The organism is Allorhizocola rhizosphaerae (assembly GCF_003426775.1).
Lineage (GTDB): Bacteria > Actinomycetota > Actinomycetes > Mycobacteriales > Micromonosporaceae > Allorhizocola > Allorhizocola rhizosphaerae.
In genome coordinates, this window is the sequence record NZ_QJUG01000180.1 from 1 (window position 1) to 17,282 (window position 17,282).

Annotated in this window: 22 protein-coding genes; 9 read left to right on the forward strand and 13 right to left on the reverse strand. The window is 68.6% G+C overall.

Annotated features, from left to right (window positions below; genetic code table 11):
• On the reverse strand, positions 1–447 hold a 447-nt coding region (locus tag DM816_RS30315), incomplete at its 3' end, for a DUF1028 domain-containing protein (protein ID WP_162907998.1).
• 29 nt (positions 448–476) lie between these two features.
• Between DM816_RS30315 and DM816_RS30320 the strand changes: the two genes are divergently transcribed.
• The 3 genes from DM816_RS30320 to proC all read left to right on the forward strand — a co-directional run bounded on the left by DM816_RS30320 (position 477) and on the right by proC (position 2,987).
• Complete coding sequence (locus tag DM816_RS30320) at positions 477–974, forward strand: polyadenylate-specific 3'-exoribonuclease AS (RefSeq protein WP_117213801.1); 498 nt, start codon at positions 477–479, stop codon at positions 972–974.
• Between the two features lie 90 nt (positions 975–1,064).
• Positions 1,065–2,090, forward strand: coding sequence for a 6-phosphofructokinase (locus DM816_RS30325; protein ID WP_117213802.1), 1,026 nt, complete (start codon positions 1,065–1,067; stop codon positions 2,088–2,090).
• Positions 2,091–2,180: 90 nt separating this feature from the next.
• Positions 2,181–2,987 carry a pyrroline-5-carboxylate reductase gene (gene proC / locus DM816_RS30330; RefSeq protein ID WP_425455290.1) on the forward strand — a complete coding sequence of 269 codons (807 nt, stop codon included), beginning with the start codon at positions 2,181–2,183 and terminating at the stop codon, positions 2,985–2,987.
• Here the strand turns inward: proC and DM816_RS30335 are convergent.
• Together DM816_RS30335 and DM816_RS30340 are read right to left on the reverse strand one after the other, a co-directional pair.
• Positions 2,984–3,403, reverse strand: coding sequence for an SRPBCC family protein (locus DM816_RS30335; RefSeq protein ID WP_117213804.1), 420 nt, complete (start codon positions 3,401–3,403; stop codon positions 2,984–2,986). The two genes, proC and DM816_RS30335, sit on opposite strands and share 4 nt — an antisense overlap.
• On the reverse strand, positions 3,400–3,798 hold the full coding sequence (locus DM816_RS30340; RefSeq protein WP_117213805.1) for a RidA family protein: 399 nt from the start codon (positions 3,796–3,798) through the stop codon (positions 3,400–3,402). The genes DM816_RS30335 and DM816_RS30340 overlap by 4 nt, the downstream gene beginning before the upstream one ends.
• A 40-nt stretch (positions 3,799–3,838) precedes the next feature.
• On the opposite strand from DM816_RS30340, the gene DM816_RS30345 reads away from it, so the two are divergent.
• Together DM816_RS30345 and DM816_RS30350 are read left to right on the forward strand one after the other, a co-directional pair.
• Complete coding sequence (locus DM816_RS30345) at positions 3,839–4,762, forward strand: helix-turn-helix transcriptional regulator (protein WP_117213806.1); 924 nt, start codon at positions 3,839–3,841, stop codon at positions 4,760–4,762.
• 123 nt (positions 4,763–4,885) lie between these two features.
• Entirely contained in the window at positions 4,886–5,260 is a 375-nt protein-coding gene (locus tag DM816_RS30350) for a hypothetical protein (RefSeq protein ID WP_117213807.1), read from the forward strand.
• A gap of 192 nt (positions 5,261–5,452) precedes the next feature.
• Here DM816_RS30350 and DM816_RS43965 read toward each other — a convergent pair whose 3' ends face one another.
• Both DM816_RS43965 and DM816_RS43055 read right to left on the reverse strand, forming a co-directional pair.
• Entirely contained in the window at positions 5,453–6,640 is a 1,188-nt protein-coding gene (locus DM816_RS43965) for a TetR/AcrR family transcriptional regulator (protein ID WP_211588923.1), read from the reverse strand.
• Positions 6,641–6,887: 247 nt separating this feature from the next.
• Positions 6,888–7,358: a hypothetical protein gene (locus tag DM816_RS43055; protein WP_162907999.1), complete on the reverse strand. Its 471-nt coding sequence runs from the start codon at positions 7,356–7,358 to the stop codon at positions 6,888–6,890.
• Positions 7,359–7,419: 61 nt separating this feature from the next.
• Between DM816_RS43055 and DM816_RS30360 the strand changes: the two genes are divergently transcribed.
• Together DM816_RS30360 and DM816_RS30365 are read left to right on the forward strand one after the other, a co-directional pair.
• The gene (locus tag DM816_RS30360; RefSeq protein ID WP_117213808.1) at positions 7,420–8,799 is read left to right on the forward strand and encodes a class II 3-deoxy-7-phosphoheptulonate synthase; all 1,380 of its coding nucleotides are present in this window, start codon (positions 7,420–7,422) and stop codon (positions 8,797–8,799) included.
• On the forward strand, positions 8,792–9,766 hold the full coding sequence (locus DM816_RS30365; protein ID WP_117213809.1) for a threonine aldolase family protein: 975 nt from the start codon (positions 8,792–8,794) through the stop codon (positions 9,764–9,766). The genes DM816_RS30360 and DM816_RS30365 overlap by 8 nt, the downstream gene beginning before the upstream one ends.
• Here the strand turns inward: DM816_RS30365 and bfr are convergent.
• From bfr to DM816_RS30390, 5 genes are read right to left on the reverse strand one after another with little or no spacing between them, the layout of a single operon-like run.
• Entirely contained in the window at positions 9,747–10,223 is a 477-nt protein-coding gene (gene bfr / locus DM816_RS30370) for a bacterioferritin (RefSeq protein WP_117213810.1), read from the reverse strand. The genes DM816_RS30365 and bfr overlap by 20 nt on opposite strands.
• 27 nt (positions 10,224–10,250) lie before the next feature.
• Positions 10,251–10,433, reverse strand: coding sequence for a (2Fe-2S)-binding protein (locus DM816_RS30375; protein ID WP_246002445.1), 183 nt, complete (start codon positions 10,431–10,433; stop codon positions 10,251–10,253).
• 52 nt (positions 10,434–10,485) lie between these two features.
• On the reverse strand, positions 10,486–11,298 hold the full coding sequence (locus tag DM816_RS30380; protein ID WP_425455291.1) for a deoxyribonuclease IV: 813 nt from the start codon (positions 11,296–11,298) through the stop codon (positions 10,486–10,488).
• The gene (locus tag DM816_RS30385; protein ID WP_117213812.1) at positions 11,295–13,250 is read right to left on the reverse strand and encodes a PASTA domain-containing protein; all 1,956 of its coding nucleotides are present in this window, start codon (positions 13,248–13,250) and stop codon (positions 11,295–11,297) included. Before DM816_RS30385 ends, DM816_RS30380 begins: the two co-directional genes overlap by 4 nt.
• Positions 13,251–13,300: 50 nt before the next feature.
• The gene (locus tag DM816_RS30390; protein WP_162908000.1) at positions 13,301–13,834 is read right to left on the reverse strand and encodes a hypothetical protein; all 534 of its coding nucleotides are present in this window, start codon (positions 13,832–13,834) and stop codon (positions 13,301–13,303) included.
• Between DM816_RS30390 and DM816_RS30395 the strand changes: the two genes are divergently transcribed.
• Positions 13,833–14,207 (forward strand): Rv2175c family DNA-binding protein, encoded by a 375-nt coding sequence (locus DM816_RS30395; RefSeq protein WP_117213814.1) that lies wholly within the window; start codon positions 13,833–13,835, stop codon positions 14,205–14,207. The genes DM816_RS30390 and DM816_RS30395 overlap by 2 nt on opposite strands.
• Here DM816_RS30395 and mptB read toward each other — a convergent pair.
• Entirely contained in the window at positions 14,176–15,411 is a 1,236-nt protein-coding gene (gene mptB, locus DM816_RS30400; RefSeq protein WP_162908001.1) for a polyprenol phosphomannose-dependent alpha 1,6 mannosyltransferase MptB, read from the reverse strand. The two genes, DM816_RS30395 and mptB, sit on opposite strands and share 32 nt — an antisense overlap.
• A 21-nt stretch (positions 15,412–15,432) precedes the next feature.
• On the opposite strand from mptB, the gene DM816_RS30405 reads away from it, so the two are divergent.
• A complete protein-coding gene (locus DM816_RS30405; protein ID WP_246002443.1) occupies positions 15,433–15,840 on the forward strand; it encodes a guanyl-specific ribonuclease in 408 nt (135 codons plus the stop codon).
• Here DM816_RS30405 and DM816_RS30410 read toward each other — a convergent pair.
• Positions 15,825–16,904: a polyprenyl synthetase family protein gene (locus DM816_RS30410; RefSeq protein ID WP_117213817.1), complete on the reverse strand. Its 1,080-nt coding sequence runs from the start codon at positions 16,902–16,904 to the stop codon at positions 15,825–15,827. The genes DM816_RS30405 and DM816_RS30410 overlap by 16 nt on opposite strands.
• A 171-nt stretch (positions 16,905–17,075) precedes the next feature.
• The coding region (locus DM816_RS43060) for a hypothetical protein (protein ID WP_211588924.1) at positions 17,076–17,282 on the reverse strand (207 nt) is incomplete at its 5' end.

The window sequence follows — 17,282 nt, forward strand, 5'->3', positions numbered from 1 at the left end:
CAGCGCCGCGAGCAGCCGCCGCGCCAGCGGAGCGTCCACATCGGACGATAGCCAGGCCTCGCGCATCGCCTCGACGACTTCGGGCCCGGTCAGGATGTTGCCCTGCACGGCGAAGCCGTCGCCGACCAGCCCGCCCGCCCACGCGTGGCACGCCTCGCCGGTGAAGGTCGCCCCGTCGCCGATCCGGCAGACCACGCCGAGCTGGCGCTGGGCCCGAGCCGGGTCGGCGGCGGTCAGCCCGGCGACCACGTCGCCGGCGGACACACCGGTGCGCAGTAGCATGAGCCCCTGTGGTCGATAGGCGAGATTTGCGTAGGACTGGGTGGCCAGCGCGCCGACTCCACCCTCGGCCGCCGGGACCACCGCCCCCACGGCGAGAAACTTGCTCGCCACGGCGACGCCGTGGGCCAGCCCACTCGCAGAGCGCGCGACTATCGAGAATGTCATGAGCGCAAAATTACTGGAAGAAAGCCGCAATGGCGTATCCCTATTTTTATGATTGCGAATTTATTGAGGATGGAGTGACCATCGATCTCGTCTCGATCGGTGTGGTGGATGAATATGGTCGTGAGTTTTACGCGGTCTCCACCGAATTCGATCCCGGCAAGGCGATTCCGTGGGTTCGCGAAAACGTGCTGAGCCTGCTGCCCTCGCCGGCCGACCGGGCGTGGCGCTCGCGGGCGCGCATCCGCGACGACCTGCTCGACTTTCTCAGCGAGCCGCTGCGGGGGCGGCCGCAGGAGACCATCGAACTGTGGGCGTGGTACGGGGCCTACGACCACGTGGCACTCTGTCAGTTGTGGGGCGGCATGCCGGCCCTGCCGCGGGCCATCCCGCGGTTCACCAAGGAGCTGCGCCAGCTGTGGGACGACCGAGGTCGGCCCGCGCTGCCGGCGCCGGAGAGCGCGCGCCATGACGCGCTCGTCGACGCCCGGCACAACCTGGCCAGATATCGGGCGCTCATGGCCAAGTGACGGAACACTTTATGTATAGTGCGCAGTTGGTTGGCCCCGCCGGCAACGACGCCGAGCCACCATCGCATCCCCACATGGGAGGAAAGCAAAATGCGTATCGGCGTACTCACCGGGGGCGGCGATTGCCCCGGTCTCAACGCGGTCATCCGTGCCGTGGTGCGCAAGGGCGTGGAGGTTTACGGCCACGAGTTCGTGGGCTTCAAGGACGGGTGGAAGGGGCCGCTTGAGGGCCTGACCAAGCCGCTTGGCGTGCCCGAGGTGCGGGGCATCCTGCCGCGTGGCGGCACCATCCTGCGCTCGTCGCGGACCAATCCCTTCAAGATCGAGGGTGGCGTCGAGAAGATCAAGACCAACCTGGCCAACCTTGGCGTCGACGCGCTCGTCGCCATCGGCGGGGAGGACACCCTCGGCGTGGCCACCAAGCTCGACGAGCTCGGTGTGAAGGTCATCGGCGTACCAAAGACAATCGACAACGACCTCGGCGCGACCGACTTCACGTTCGGCTTCGACACCGCCGTCAACATCGCCATGGAGGCGATCGACCGGCTGCACACGACCGCCGAGTCGCACCACCGGGCGGTCATCGTCGAGGTCATGGGCCGGCACGCCGGCTGGATCGCGCTGCACGCGGGCCTCGCGGGCGGCGCCAACGTGGTGCTGATCCCGGAGAAGAAGTTCGACCTGGAGAAGGTTGTCGAGCACGTGGCGCACCGCTTCAAGATCGACTACTCGCCGATCGTGGTGATCGCCGAGGGCGCGATGCCGTCCGACGGCGACCTGATCACCCAGACCGGCGAGCTCGACGCCTTCGGGCACGTGCGCCTCGGCGGCATCGGCAACTGGCTGGCCTCGCAGATCGAGAAGGCCACGGGCAAGGAGGCGCGCTGCGTGGTGCTCGGCCACACCCAGCGCGGTGGCACACCGACCGCGTTCGACCGCGTGCTCGCGACCCGCTTCGGGCTGCAGGCGATCGACGCGGTGCACGAGGGCGACTGGGGCAAAATGGTGGCGCTGCGTGGCACGGAGATCGTCCGCGTACCGCTGGTCGAGGCCACCAAGGAGCTCAAGACCGTCCCCCTCCACCGCTACGCCGAGGCCGAGGTCTTCTTCGGCTAAACTTCCCCTTTGCGTCGATCATGAACTTACGTCCATGCTCGACGGAGTGTCGTGACAAGAAGTTCATGATCGACGCAGTTGGGGGTTGTCATGCACACCATCGCTGTGATCGGCGCCGGCAAGATTGGTGAGGTGCTCCTCTCCGGTCTGATCAAGGCCGGTTGGCCGGTCGACCGGCTCATCGCGACGGCGCGACGGGCCGAGCGGGCGGACGCGCTGCGTGAGCGCTACGGCATCCGGGTGATCGACAACGCGGCGGCGGTCAGCGCGGCCGACGTGCTCGCCATCGCCGTGAAGCCGCAGGACGCGGCCGCGCTCATGGCCGACCTGGGGCCCGCGATCCCGCGCGAAAAGCTGGTCATCTCACTGTGTGCGGGTCTGCCGACGAGCTTTTTCACGAAGTGGCTCACCGACGGCACGCCCGTCATCCGGGTCATGACCAACACGCCCGCCCTCGTCGACCAGGCGATGACCGCGATCTCGGCGGGACCGCACGCCACCGCCGAACACCTGGCCCTGGCCGAGGAGATGTTCAGCCCGCTGGGCCCGACCATCCGGGTGCCCGAGTCGCAGCAGGACGCGGTGACGGCCCTGTCCGGTTCCGGCCCGGCGTACTTCTACTTCCTCGTGGAGGCCATGACCGACGCCGGGATCCTGCTCGGGCTGCCCCGGCAGGTGGCGCACGACCTGATCGTGCAGACCGCGATCGGCTCGGCCGTCATGCTGCGCGATTCCGGCGAGCACCCGGTCAAGCTGCGCGAGGCGGTCACGTCACCGGCCGGCACCACCATCTCGGCCATCCGCGAGCTGGAAAACCACGGTGTGCGCGCGGCGCTGCTGGCAGCATTGGAGGCCGCGCGTGACCGGGCCCGGGAGATCGCCGATCAGAATCTCTAGCTCCCGGTCAGGGCCGTGACGAGTTCGTTGACGACGCGCTTCCAGTGGGTGCGCTGCTGTTCTCGTTCGGCCGCGTCGGCCAAACGCTCCTGATGGACGCCAAGTCTCGTGCGGCCCTCGCCGGCGGGACTCACGGTAAGTTGCAGCGTGGTGTCGTGGGACCAGCCGGGCGGCTGCCAGGTGAGACGGACCCGGTCGAGCTCGCGGAAGCTGCGCGTCTCGCCTTGGACTCCCGTCGCGGTCTTGTAGTCCGCACCCTGCTCCGGCAGGACCGTGACACCTTCGCCCAGCCAGATCGCGACTCCGGCGGGTGAGGTGATGAAGTCCCACACCTCGTCGAGCGGGCGATCGATGGTCTTGGACACCCCGATCTGCCAGCCCGCGTCACGGGTGTGGCCAACCTGCCGCTGCCTCACGGTGTCACCGCCGCGATCGCGCTGACTTCGATGAGCGCGCCAGGCACGGCCAGCCCGGCGACACGCATGACCGTGACCGGCGCCGCTGCTCCCTGCAGGGCGGTGGCGGCGACACCGTAAGCCTCGGTGAGGTCGACGCCGTCCACCACGAGGATGGTCATCATCACCAAATCATGGACGGTGGCACCGGCCGCGGCCAGCGCGACGTGCAGGTTTTCCATGACCTTCCGGGTCTGCTCGGCGGCATCGCCATCGCCGACGAGTCCGCCCTCGCGGTCGACGGCGTTCTGCCCGCCGATGTAGACCGTCGTCGCGCCGGGCGGCACGACAGCGACGTGGGTGAAGGCGGGAGATTGCACGAGCCCTTCCGGCCGGAGCAGTGATTTCTGAGTCATGACCCTACGGTCTCGCATAACCCGGTCAGATACTGTCCGGGTGAGTACCGCGAGCCGTCGCCTGGAAATGTTGGCCCTGCTACAGACCCATCCGGGCATCTCTGCCCCCAGCCTCGCCGCACGGCTGGCGGTCACGGAGCGCACGGCGCGCCGTGACGTCGCGCAGCTGCGCGAGCTCGGCTACCGCATAGACGCGGAGGCGGGCCCGGCGGGCGGTTACCGGCTCGCGCATGGGCGCACGATGCCGCCACTGCTACTGGACGCGGACGAGGTCGCCGCGGTCGCGCTCGGGCTGCGCACGGCCGTTGCGGTCGAAGGGCTCGAGACCGCTGCGGTTACGGCGCTGGCCAAGCTCACGCAGGTCGTGCCGTCGCGCTGGCAGACCCGGCTGGCCGCGCTCGCTGACGTGCAGACACTGCCGGGGCCATCCCGGCGCCGGGCCGGGCGGGATGTGCTCGTGGCCGCGGCGCTCGCCTGCCGCGCGGGCGAGGCGATCCGGATCCGCCGCCATGACAAGCCGGTCGAGGTGCAGCCGCACCGCCTGGTGACCGTGCGCCGTCGTTGGTATCTGGTCGCATGCCCGCGCGGATCGGCGGAGTGGAAGGTCTACGCGGTCGACCGCATCGAACATGTGCAGCCGCTTGGCACCCGGTTCACAGCGCCCGAGCCGCCGGCGGACGCCGCTGCGCTTGTGGCCGACACTCTGGCGCAGGGGCCGTGGCGGCATCGCGTCCGCGTCCGGGTGCACACGTCGGCAGACCTCGTCAGCGAGCTGGTCGACCCGACCGTGGCCACGGTCGTCGAAGGCGACGATGACGAGTGCGAGCTGCGCTTCGGTACCGACGACCTGGATTGGGCCGCCCGCTGGCTGGCCTACCTCAACCTCGACATCGACGTCATCGAACCGGCGTCGCTCAACGACCGGTTGCGCGCCTTCGGCAACTGGCTCGCCGAACGCCATTGAGAGCCGGGAAGCGGTCTGCCACCTGGCACTTTACTCACTCATGTGACAAGGGGTTCCGGCTCGTTCACGGGCGGTCATACCCTTTTTTCAGGGAGTTTTGCCCGATCTATCCCTGGAGGAGCCATGCGTCGCGCTGCCATCGTCCTCGGAACCGCGCTAACCCTGCTCACGATCTCGGCCCCGGCCTCCGCCTACGCGCACGACCGGGTGGCCAACCCGTTCCTTCACGCCGTGTTGGATGTGCTGACCCTTGCGGTGGTGACCGCTCCGGTGTGGACAGTGTTCAGCTGGTCGCGCGGCCGCCGTTCGCTGTGGCTGGCCGGGCTCATCGCGGCCGTGCAGATCCCCGCCGCGGTCATGGCCTTCGTGCCGGTCGCCGACCCGGTGCTGCACGCCGTCGCCCTGGTGACGAGCCTCGCGCTCACCGCGTCGTCCATCGCCTACGTACGTCGAGAGGCACGGGTCACGGAGCAACTCGCACGCTCGGTGGCCCGGTAGAAGAATCCGCTGTCGGTCGTGTGCGAGTGAGGGCGCGGACGGCCGGCGGCGGGACCAGACCCACAAAGGTCCTTCCCCACAAGCATCACTCTCTTCCCCACATAACGGGGCATGCGGCGAGCGAAGCGCCCGGCCCCCACAACGCCCGACCCGGTCAGCCAGCCTCCGCCCCGGGTCGGGCGGACTACTGTGTCAGGCGTTCTGCGGCGCGCCGTCCTCCAAGGCCTCGACGCTGTCGAGGATCTTGTCGATGATGACCCGGTCGGTACCAGACGGGGAAAGCCCCAACACGAACGAGACCTCGCCCGCACCACGGTGGATGATGACCGCACGCAGGTAGCTTTCGCCGTGCTGCCCACTGAGGCGATAGGACACCGTCGCCGCGGCCCGCCCACTGACGGTCAACGCCCGGCGGCTGTAATCCAAGCTGTGGCCCGGGTTCGCGGGAAGAAATTGGAAGTACTCGCCGTAGTGGGTGGCGATCCGGTCCGCTAGCTCGACAAGCGCTTGTTTGCCCGGCGGCGCCTCAAACAGGTCTCCCCAGAGCCCGGCGTAGACGGCCGGCGGCCCCGCGGGCGGTTCGCCACCGCTGTCGTCGGCTGGGCTGAAGACAGTGGTGGTGGCCTCCTGCCACAGCCGCCGCTCCTCCACGTTCGCGCGGTCGCGGCCGGCCGGAGAGTCTTCATCGTCATCCGCTTGCGGCCCCGCCACCGCCAGGGTGAACGACTCAAGCAGCACGTCGTGCACGGGCACCCAGTGTTCCGGAAGGACGAGCTTAAGCCCGGACAACCGGTCTTGCCTGGCGGTCAGCGTCAGTGTCTGTTGTGGACACAGCGACTGCCACACGCGCGCGGACAACACCTGTATCGCCTCGTCGAGGTCGACTCCGGGTGCCTCGGCCAGCCAATGCCGCGCTGTCTCGGCGACCGGTCCGATCAGCAGCATCTCGACGAGCGGCTCCGGAATGCTTGCCATCGCACCGGATCGCATGTGTGGCCGGAACCAGTTGACGATGGCCTGCATCTTGGCGGCTCGCTGCGCCTGGATCTGTTCGCCCGGCTGGACGGCTTGGAGCATAAACCGTGCCACGTCGGGGGCCTCCTCCGTGAAACGAAGGTAGGTGACGATGACGGCCTGGACGCCGTGCTCGGCGGTGCGCACACGGTGCAGCTCGGCGACGATAAGGTCGACCAGTTCTCCCAGGCAACGGCCATAGACGGCGGCGACAAGGCCATCGAAGCCGCCGAAACCGGCTTCGAGCTCGCCGAGGCTCACGCCGCTCGCCGCCGTGACGGCCTCAGCCGTGAGCCCCTGTTGCCCGCCATCCGTGAGAACGTCGAAAGCGGCGTCGATCAACCGCTCCGCTGGATCGAAAATCACTTGTTTATCCTGTCATCGCCCGTAAGCGACGGCGAGGCTGAGACTTGAGGATTACGCGCATTGCCTCGCTCGTAGCCGGAAGTCCGACGCCGTGCCGATGCTTACGCCCATAGCGTCGAGCGCATGATCGGCTCTGTGCGATCGCGGGGTCTTCCCGCGGTTGGGCGCGTTCGGCCTTCTCATCACCGCGGCCCGGTCGGTGGTCCGGCTCGTCAACACGCTCATGCCGTGGACGAGGGCTTCTACGTCACGCCGCCGACGTCTGCCGTGCGGCCGGCGCGGGCGGGCGCTGGTCGTGATGTTCGCCTACGAGAACGGGATCGTCCTCCCCGGCCAGAAGAGCCCTCGCAGAACTCCGTTCAGGCGAAGCCGTGCTCTCGGCGCGGGAAGGCTTGATCGCGAAGTATTCAAGCCTTCCCGCTGCCGGTAGGAACAGCGTGCCGTTCGTCACGCGGATGCGGGGGCAGCCCTCGTGCGGTGGGGTCCAGCCGTCGCTCCGACGATATGAGGTCCAGGAACAGTGGGCCTCTTCCCGGTACCCCCAAGAAAGAAAAAGCTCTTGTCCGGAAAGGCTGTAGAGGCCCGCGGTGGCCATGGAACCACCCTCCTGGCGCTCAAAAAACCGGCCGATCAGGCCGGGGATTACCACACCGTGCAGGTCGATATCGACGACGGTCTTATGGAGTTTATAACGCGAAATGTCCGGTACCCGAGGCACGCATCTCAGCGTACGGAACGCGACAGCCAGTGATCGCGTGCCCCGCCGTAGGCTATTGACCATGCGTGAATGGCACGAGGATCGGATGGCCGCGGGCCGTCCGACGACCGACCCCTCCGAGGCTGAGGCCCTCGGCTTGGACAAGTGGCGCGACCTGCCCCGCGCCCAGATGCCACCCTGGCCTGACTATGCCGAGGTCCAGCAGGTCGCCGGCGTGCTGGAGAGCGTGCCGCCGATCGTCGCGCCCTACGAGGTCGACCAGTTGCAGGCCCGGCTCGCCCAGGTGTGCGAGGGCAAGGCGTTCGTGCTGCAGGGCGGCGACTGCGCGGAGACGTTCGCCGACAACACCGAGGCGCACCTGCTGGCCAACGTGCGCACGCTGCTGCAGATGGCCGTCGTGCTGACCTATGGCGCCTCGCTTCCGGTGGTGAAGGTCGCCCGCGTGGCGGGGCAATACACCAAGCCGCGCTCGTCTCCCATTGACGCGCTTGGCCTTCCGGCCTATCGGGGCGACATGATCAACTCGCTGGAGGCGACCGAGGCGGCTCGCGTGGCCGACCCGCAGCGCATGATCCGGGCCTACGCCAACTCGGCCGCCGCGATGAACATGTTGCGTGCCTACCTCGGCGGCGGCATGGCCGACCTGCATGCGCTGCACGACTGGAACCGCGACTTCGTGCGCACGTCCCCGTTCGGCGAGCGCTACGAGGCCATCGCGCGCGAGATCGACCGGGCGCTGGCGTTCATCCGCGCCTGTGGCATGACCGAGGAGGAGGCGCTGCGCACGGTCACGCTGTACTGCGCGCACGAGGCGCTCGCGATCGAATACGATCGCGCCCTCACCCGCGTCGTCGACGGCCACGCCTACGGGCTTTCCGGCCACTTCCTGTGGGTGGGGGAGCGCACCCGCGAGCTCGACGGCGCCCACCTGGACTACATCTCGCGCCTGTCCAACCCGATCGGTGTCAAACTCGGGTCCGGCACGACGCCGGAATATGTCAAGCGGCTGTGCGAGATGCTCAACCCCGGAAACGTTCCCGGCAAGCTGACGCTGATCAGCCGCATGGGAAATCATTTGGTACGGGACAAGCTCCCCGCCCTGGTCGAGTCCGTCCGCGAGATGGGCGCCAAGGTGGTGTGGCAGTGCGACCCCATGCACGGCAACACGCACGAGTCGTCCAACGGCTACAAGACCCGCCACTTCGACCGGATCGTCGACGAGGTGCTCGGCTACTTCGAGGTGCACAAGATGCTCGGCACCCACCCGGGCGGCATCCACATCGAGCTCACCGGCGAGGACGTGACCGAGTGCCTGGGTGGCGCGCAGGCGCTCGTCGACGAGGACCTGCCGGGCCGCTACGAGACCGCCTGCGACCCGCGCCTGAACACCCAGCAGTCGCTGGAGCTGGCCTTCCTCGTGGCGGAGATGCTACGTGGATGATTTCCTCTCGGACACGGTAACGAAGCCCACACCCGGCATGCGGCAGGCCATGGCCGCGGCCGAGGTGGGCGACGACGTGTTCGGCGAGGACCCGACGATCAACGCGCTGCAGGAGCGGGTCGCCGCACTGTTCGGCCACGAGGCGACCCTGTTCACCCCGTCGGGCTCGATGGCCAACCAGATCGCGCTGCAAAGCCTGCTCTCGCCGGGCGACGGCCTGCTGTGCGAATACGACGCGCACATCCTGGCCTACGAGGCGGGTGCCGCCGCGATGTTCGGCGGCATCACGACACGCACGTGGAGCGGCGAGTTCTCGCCCGGCCTGATCCGGGAGGCGGGCTACTACCACGCGCCGACGCGAGCGATCGCGGTCGAGCAGACGCACAACGTCAACGCCGGAGCCATCACCCCGCTGTCCACATTGGATCAGATCCACGCCACGGGCCTGCCGGTGCACTGCGACGGCGCCCGCATCTGGAACGCACACGTGGCCACGGGCATCCCGCTTGCCACCTACGGCCGGCTGTTCACGACCATCTCGGTGTGCCTGTCCAAGGGGCTCGGCGCACCCGTGGGTTCACTCGTCATCGGTGGCACGGAGCTCATCGGGCGGGCCCGGCTCATCCGCAAGCGTCTGGGCGGCGGCATGCGCCAGGCGGGCATCCTCGCGGCCGCCGGGCTGTACGCGCTGGATCACCACATCGACCGCATGGCCGAAGACCACGAGCGCGCGGGACGCCTCGCAGAAGCCCTGAAACCGTGGAGCCGGTGGGGCGGGACCAACATCGTCTATCTGGATCTGGAGGTCGATGCCCCGCCCGTGGCCGAGCAGGCCCTCGCGATGGGCGTGCGGGTCGGCGCGACCGGCCCCCGCACGATCCGGATGATCACCCATTTGGACGTCGATGACGCGGCCGTCGACCGCGCCATCGACGCGCTGCGCAAGGTTATTCCGGGTGCTCGGTGACGTTCTGCAGGTAGAGCTGCTCGCCCAGCGACTTGATCAGACCGAGCTGGGTCTCCAGGTAGTCGATGTGGTGCTCTTCGTCGGCAAGGATCTCCTCGAAGAGGTTGGCTGAGGTCACGTCGCCGATCGAGCGCATGTATTCGATGCCGCCGCGCAGCCGCGTCACGGCCTCCAGTTCGACCTTCAGGTCGCACTCGAACTGTTCCTTGACGGTCTCGCCGATGCGCAGCGCGAAAAGCTTCTGATAGTTGGGCAGGCCGTCGAGGAAGAGGATGCGGTCGGTGATTTTCTCCGCGTGTTTCATCTCGTCGATGGACTCGTGCCGGGTGTATTTGGCGAGCTTCGTGTAGCCCCAGTTGTCCTGCATCTTGGCGTGCAGGAAGTACTGGTTGATGGCCGTGAGTTCGGCGGTGAGCTGCTCGTTGAGCAGCTCAATGACGCGCTTATCGCCCTGCATACGGGCAAATATAAGCGCACCGGTCGATCAAGCGCTAACACCCACGAGCGTGTCGGCCGATTCCTCCTCGATCATGTCGCAGATCCGGTCAAGGCAACTCCCGCAGTTCGTGCCCGCGCCACACGCCTCGCCGACGCTTTCTTCACACCGGGCGCCCAGCTTGATGGCCGCGCGGACCTCGTTTTCGCGCACCCGAGCGCAGATACACACGAACAACGGTGTCACCTTTGTATGAGGGGAGCCTTACCTCAGTAAGGTAACCCTAAATCGCGGACCCGCGCAAGCTCCTGAGCAGCGCAATATCCGCTGCGTGCCCCTCGCCTGACTTTCCGCTCGGTGTCTCGACGATGATCGGCACGTCCCGGGTGGCCGGATGGGCGAGTAGCTCAGCGAAGGCCGCCGATCCGATCATGCCCTTGCCGACGGTCTCGTGCCGATCGCGCAGCGAACCGCACCCGTCCTTGGAATCGTTGGCGTGGATGAGCTTCAGGCGCCCGGGTGGCAACGCGTCGAGCAGCTCGGTCATGCCGCCCGGTGCGGCGATGTCGTGCCCGGCCGCCCAGGCGTGGCACGTGTCCAGGCACACACCCAGATTGGGGTGGTCGCGCACGGTCGCGAAGTAGTCGTACAGGTGCTCCGCGCGGGAGGCCAGCGATCGCCCGCCGCCCGCGGTCGGCTCGACCAGCAGCTGTGCGCCCGAGTCGAGCAGGGGGAGCAGCACCTTGCGCACCTGTCGCATGGCCGCCCGGTAGTGCGTGGCGTCGACCGCCGAACCGGCGTGGAACACGACGCCCTGTGCGCCGATCTCGCGCGCCCGCTGGGCCGCGTGCTTGAGCACCTCACGCGACTGCGCCACGGTCGCGGGCGTGGGCGAGCCGATGTTGATGATCAGCGACGCGTGGATGAAGGCCGGGATGCCGCGCTCGGCGCAACCCTTCTGGAACGCCTCGTCGGCTTCGGGATCGCCCGGCGGGCGGGCGAACCCGCGCGAGTTGCCGACATACACCTGCAGCGCGGTGGCACCGACATTGTCCACATAGGACAGGGCGGTCTTGAACGGGGTATGCGCGCCTATTGCTTGCACGTGATGCGAACCAGCTGTCCCTGTTGCACGGGCTTGCCCGCCTCCGGGTTCTGCCCGCGCACCGTGCCGAACGTCCGGTCGATCACGTTGCCCTCGACCTCGACCTGGAATCCGGCGCTCTGCAGGTGCGCGGCGGCGTCCGAGCACCGCCAGTTGCGCATGTCGGGCATCGCCACCATGTTGACGTTGTTGCTGACCTTGAGCTCGACGGTGTGGCCCGCCTCCACGCCGGACCCGGGCGCGGGCGACTGCTCCAGCACCTCGCCACGCGGCTTGGTGCTGTCGTTGACCAGCACCTGGGTCACCTTGAGCTTCATGTCCCTGAGCAGCTTCTCGGCCTCGGCGAACTGCATGCCGATGACGGGCGGCACGGTGATCGGCGCGCGGCCCTGGCTCACGATGATCTGGATCGGCTGGCCGGGCTTGATCTCCTTGCCGACCTCGGGGTTGGTCGCGATCACGGTGCCGACGGGCGCGGTGTCGCTGTATTGCGGCGGACCCTCGCTCACCACCAGCTTGAACGGCTCGGCCTTCAGGTCGCCAATGGCGTTGTCCTTGGCCTTGCCAATCACATTCGGTACCAGATAGCGCTCCGGCCCCTTGGAAAGGGTGAGCGTGACCGTCCCTCCCTTGACCACACGCTCGCCCGGCGGCGGATTTTGCCCCAGCACCGTGTCCTTGGCCACGTCTTCGCGGAAGACCCCGTCATCGAACCGGAGTTGGAGCCCCGCGGCCTCGGCCATCACGACCGCCTGGTCGCGCGTCTTGAGCTGGAAGTCGGGTGCCGCCTCATAGCGCCCGAAGGCCAGCCACCACCCGCCGATCACCATCAGCAGCAGCACGCCGACCAGGCCGGCGGCAAGCGCCCTGCGCCCGTTGGGATCGTTGACAATGCGCCGGTGCACGTCGCGCAGCCGGTCGGCGAGTGTCACCTGCCTGCGGCGCGACGCCCGGCTGCGCGGCGGGGTGGGCGCGGGTAGGCGGGCCCACGACGGCCGGTCCTCCACCTGATTAACCATGACCGTCGGCTGGACCACCGGCTTGAGGCGCTGCGTCGCCGCGTTGCCCCCGGCCAGGCCCTCGCGTGCGGCCTGCACCGAGACGAGCAGCGCACCCGCGTCGGTGGGCCGGGCGGACGGGTCGCGCCGGGTCGCCAAGCGCACGAGCTCGTCGATGGACGGCGGCAGCGCTGCCGCGTAGCGCGACGGCGGTGGCACATCGCGGTCGACGTGCTGCCAGGCCACGTCGACGGGCCGGTCACCGTCATAGGGCACGCGCCCGGTGAGCATCTCGAACAGCATGACGCCGGCGCTGTAGACGTCGCTGCGCGGGTCGGCGAGGCCCTCGGCCACCAGCTCGGGCGCGACGTAGGCCACGGTCGCCATGAGTTGGCCCGCCTCCGGGTCCTCGGCGGAGGCCTCGACGGCGCGGGCCAGGCCGAAGTCGGCGACCTTGACCACGGCATCGACCAGGCTCGAACCGCTGGGCGACTCGGCCACGAGCACGTTTTCCGGCTTCACATCGCGGTGGACCAGGCCGGCCCGGTGGGCCGCGGCCAGGGCCGAGAGCACCTGCTCCATCACGGCCAGGGCCTCGGCGGGGGTCAACCGGCGGCGATCGGCGAGGATGTCGCGCAGCGTGCGGCCGCGCACATATTCCATCACCAGGTAGGGCAGGTTGTGGTGGGTGCCCTGGTCGTAGACGGCGACGACGTTGGGGTGGGTCAGCCGTGCGACCGTCTTGGCCTCGTCGGTGAAGCGATCGAGGAACGTGGTGTCGCGCACCTGACCCGGATGGATGATCTTCAGCGCGACGGTGCGCTCCAGCCGCTCGTCGAGCGCCGTGTAGACGGTCGCCATCCCACCCCTGGCCACCCGGCCACGGATGCGATAGCGGCTGTCAACCAGCGTCCCGATGAGGGGATCGGCCACCTGAATGCTCATCGCTCGCGAGTCTAAGTCAGCCTGTGCCCAAGTTCGTACACCCGGCCGTGTCAGGGCGTCCGACTGGAGGTCGGCGTGGGTGACGGACTCGACGTCGGGCTCGGACTCGGGGTCGGTTTGGGACTCGGGGTCAGGGTCGGACTGCACGTGGCGGTCGGCGCCGGGGTGGGCACGGGAGGTGAGATCGTCGGGGTGGTTTCGATCCGCGAGGGCGAGGGCTTCACCCGTTGCGGGGGCATCAGCGGCTCGACAGGCGGGGCCGAGCCCGGCTCGGAACTCTGCGAAGGCGAAGGCGCCGGTGGGCGGGGCGCGGCGACGTGCGGCAGTCCGTTGGGCGTGCCCGCCTCGGCGACCAGGGCGTCCAGCCCGCTGGCCACGGCCAGGTACCCGCTGAATCCGGCGACCGGCACCAGCACCGCGCCGGCCGCGAAAACGGTGCGGCGCTTGCCCTTTCGCATCTTGATGATCGGCAGGACCATGGTGTCGGCGTTCATCCGCCGGCGCGCCCGCTTCAGCGCGAGGTCGTAGCGCATCGAGCGGATCACTCCGACAACTTCAGCCCTCAGCGATTGCCAGGGGTTCATATGGGGTCGCCTCCCGCGACGTGGCATCGTAGTAAATGTGACCGAAACAGCGCATTGGCTGACCCTGCCGGACGTAGCCGAGCGGCTTGACACGACGATCGTCAAGGTTCACCAATTGATCAAAGACGGCTCGCTGCTGGCCGTTCGCCGCGACGGGATACGCGTGGTGCCCGCCGAGCTCGTGGCCAACGAAACGGTGCTCAAGCACCTCCCCGGTGTCTTGACATTGCTGCACGACGCCGGGTTCAACGACGAAGAGGCGTTGCGGTGGCTCTACACCGCCGACGACACCCTTCCGGGGACCCCCGCGGAGGCGCTCGGCGGCGACATGGCGCGCGAGGTCAAGCGCCGCGCGCAGGCCGTAGCGTTCTGAAGACCCATATCGCCAGGAGGATGGTGACCGCGTAGGCGCCGGGGGCCTTGGTCATAGCGGGGATGCCGTGCCCGTTGGGCAGCGTGAGAAACGCACAGACCAGCGTGGGGATGACTATCCACTTTGGTGGGACGGCCGTCGACGCGGCGAGGATGGCCAGCGCGGCGATGGCGTACCACGGGTAGAAGACCGGGCCGAGCAAGGCCGTGGCCGCGAGCAATCCTCCACATGCGACAATCGCATGGCCTTGGCGTGCCTTGTGAACGGCGTAGACGGCCAGGGCGGCGAGCACGATGAGGCCGATGACGCGGGCGACGGTGACGGCCTGCGGTCCCACGATGTAGCCGAACGCCATGCCCACGGCCGTGGGCAGTGAGCTCCACTGGACCAGCTCACCCGTGTTGCGCAGGGCCGCGATCCAGCCCAGGTCGAGCCCTGTCGCGAAACTGACAGTCGCGAATGCGACGACGGCCGTGCCCAGGGCCGTCCACCAGCGCCTGCCGATCAGGATGAGCACGAACGGCAGCGCGACGATCGCTGTGATTTTGATCGCCATCGCGGCCGCGATCCACAGGCCCGCTCTGATCGGCGTCTTCGCCGACGCGAGCGCGGCGACGATACACCCGGCCATGAGCATGTCGTTGTGCGCGCCCGAAATCCCATGCACGGCAACGAGAGGCGTGAACACACCGAGCAGCAGAGCGCCCCTGCCGCCAAGTTTGGGAAGTTGCCATGCCAGGATCGCCACGCCGGCGAGCGCCAGTCCACGTAGGACGATCAGCGCGCCGATCTGGCTGCCGGTCGCGGCGGCCAGGCCCGACAGCGCGATCGCCAGCGGGCCGTAGGGCGCCGGCGTGTCCTGCCAGATCTGCGGCACCGACGCCGTCCATGGGCAGCCGCCGGTGGCCGCACCGACCCGATATGGATCCATGTCGTGCAGCCAGAGCCAGCCCTGGCAGGTGTACGCGTAGACGTCCCGGCTGCCCAGCGGCGGGCTGAAAATCAAAGGCAGAAACATCAGGGGGGTACCGCCACCGCGCCGCCAGGCGACGGAGACCACGACCGCTCCGGCCACCCACGCGGCAAGCCCGAGCACGAACCGCCAGGTGAGCTGGGTCGGCACCGGTTGGAGCAGGGCGCCCGCGAGCCAGGCCGAAGCCGCGAGCAGCACGCCCCCGCCCAAGCCCACCCACTTCCACCGCACGGGTCGATTATGGTCACGGGTGTGGAACGCCGGACTCGCTACCTGCTATTGGCCACGGCTCTCGTGGCGTTCGCCGTGGCCGCGATCGCGGGATTCGTCACCTTCTCGGATTCGCCGCAGGCGCCGGTGGCCCAGTCGACACCCGTGTCCGGCCTGCCCACGGTGGCCGTGGGGGAGTTGCCCAGTCAGGCACATGACACGCTCGCACTGATCGACAAGGGTGGGCCGTATCCGTACCAGAAAGACGGTTCGATATTCGGCAACAACGAGGGTCTGCTGCCCAAGCGGGAGCGCGGCTACTACCGCGAATTCACCGTGCCCACCCCGGGCTCACGCGACCGCGGCGCGCGCAGGCTCGTGATCGGCAAGAGCGGCGACGTGTACTACACCGCCGACCACTACGAGTCGTTCCGTCAGGTGCTTCGATAAACGCTTGCCGCGGCAAGCTCGTGCAGCACCGTCGTGGCCTCACCGTCGAGCTCGACCCGATCGAGCGCGGCCAGTGCGGTCGTCATGAGCTCCTCAATGCGCGCCTCGGTCGCCGCCAGCGCTCCGGATTGGACGATCACCTCGCGCACGGCCAGCACCTCCTCCACATCGAGATCGGGGTTGCCCAGCGCCTTGATGAGCAGCTCCCGGTCGCCCGGCCCGGTGGCCCGCTCCAGCGCCAACGCGACCAGGTAGGTGCGCTTGCCCTCGCGCAGGTCGTCGCCCGCGGGCTTGCCGGTCTCGGCCGGATCGCCGAACACACCCAGCACGTCGTCGCGCAGCTGGAACGCCTCGCCCAGCGGCAGGCCGAAACTCGAGTACGCCTTTTTCAGCTCGCTGTCGGCCCCGGCCAGCGCGGCGCCGAACAGCAGCGGGTGCTCGACCGTGTATTTCGCCGACTTGTACCGCGCGACCAGCCCCGCCCGCTCGGGCGACGTGTCGCCGCGCGCCTGCGATATCGCGTCGAGGTATTGGCCCAGCATGACGTCGGTGCGCATGACATCGAAGACCGGGCGTGCGCGGGCGAGCACCGCCGGGTCGAGCCCGCTGCGGTAGAGCATGTCGTCGGACCACACCAGGCACAGATCGCCGATGATGATGGCGCCCGCACCGCCGAACTGGTCGGCGCGGCCGTGCCACAGCCGCTGCGTGTGCAGGTTGTGGAACTTGCGGTGCACCGACGGCTCGCCCCGCCGGGTGTCGGAGGCGTCGATGAGGTCGTCGTGGATCAGCGCGCCCGCTTGCACGAGCTCAAGCGCGGCCACGGCCGTGATCACGCCGTCTTGATCGGGGCCGCCCGCGCCGCGATAGCCCCAGTAGGCGAATGCCGGGCGCAACCGCTTGCCCCCGCCCAGGACGAACGCCTCGGCGGCATCGGCAAGCGGGCTCAGGTCGTCGTCGATGCTGTGCATGTGCGCCCGTTGCGCGGCCAGGAAGCGCTCAAGCTCCCGCTGGACACGAGACCGCAGACCCGCGCGGTCGACCGGATGAGCTGACTCGTTCATGCTGGCTTCCTGCCTCATTCACGCCATTGTCCAGCGGCCGGCTCTTCCGGGGCGCGGTGTGGCGGCCGAGGGCCGACATCTCCGAGCCGGGAATCGCCGGTTGATTACAGCTCACATGATCGGCCAATCTCCCTCGTGGCCGTGGCAAAACGTGAGCTCTTGGCCAAGAACCTAATGGATCGCCACGCGGCCTGCGCCCGCGGCCACGGCCCGGCGGGCCGCACGCGATTTGCGGGCTTGAATATGGCCAGCTCGGGCCGGGGCTGGGACGTCGCGCTCGGTGGGCGGGTCGGCCGCGGCCGACCGGCCGCCCATCGGCTCCTGCAGCACCTGCGACAGTGTGGCCAGCCAGGGCCCGGTTGGCGTGCGCAGCCCCCG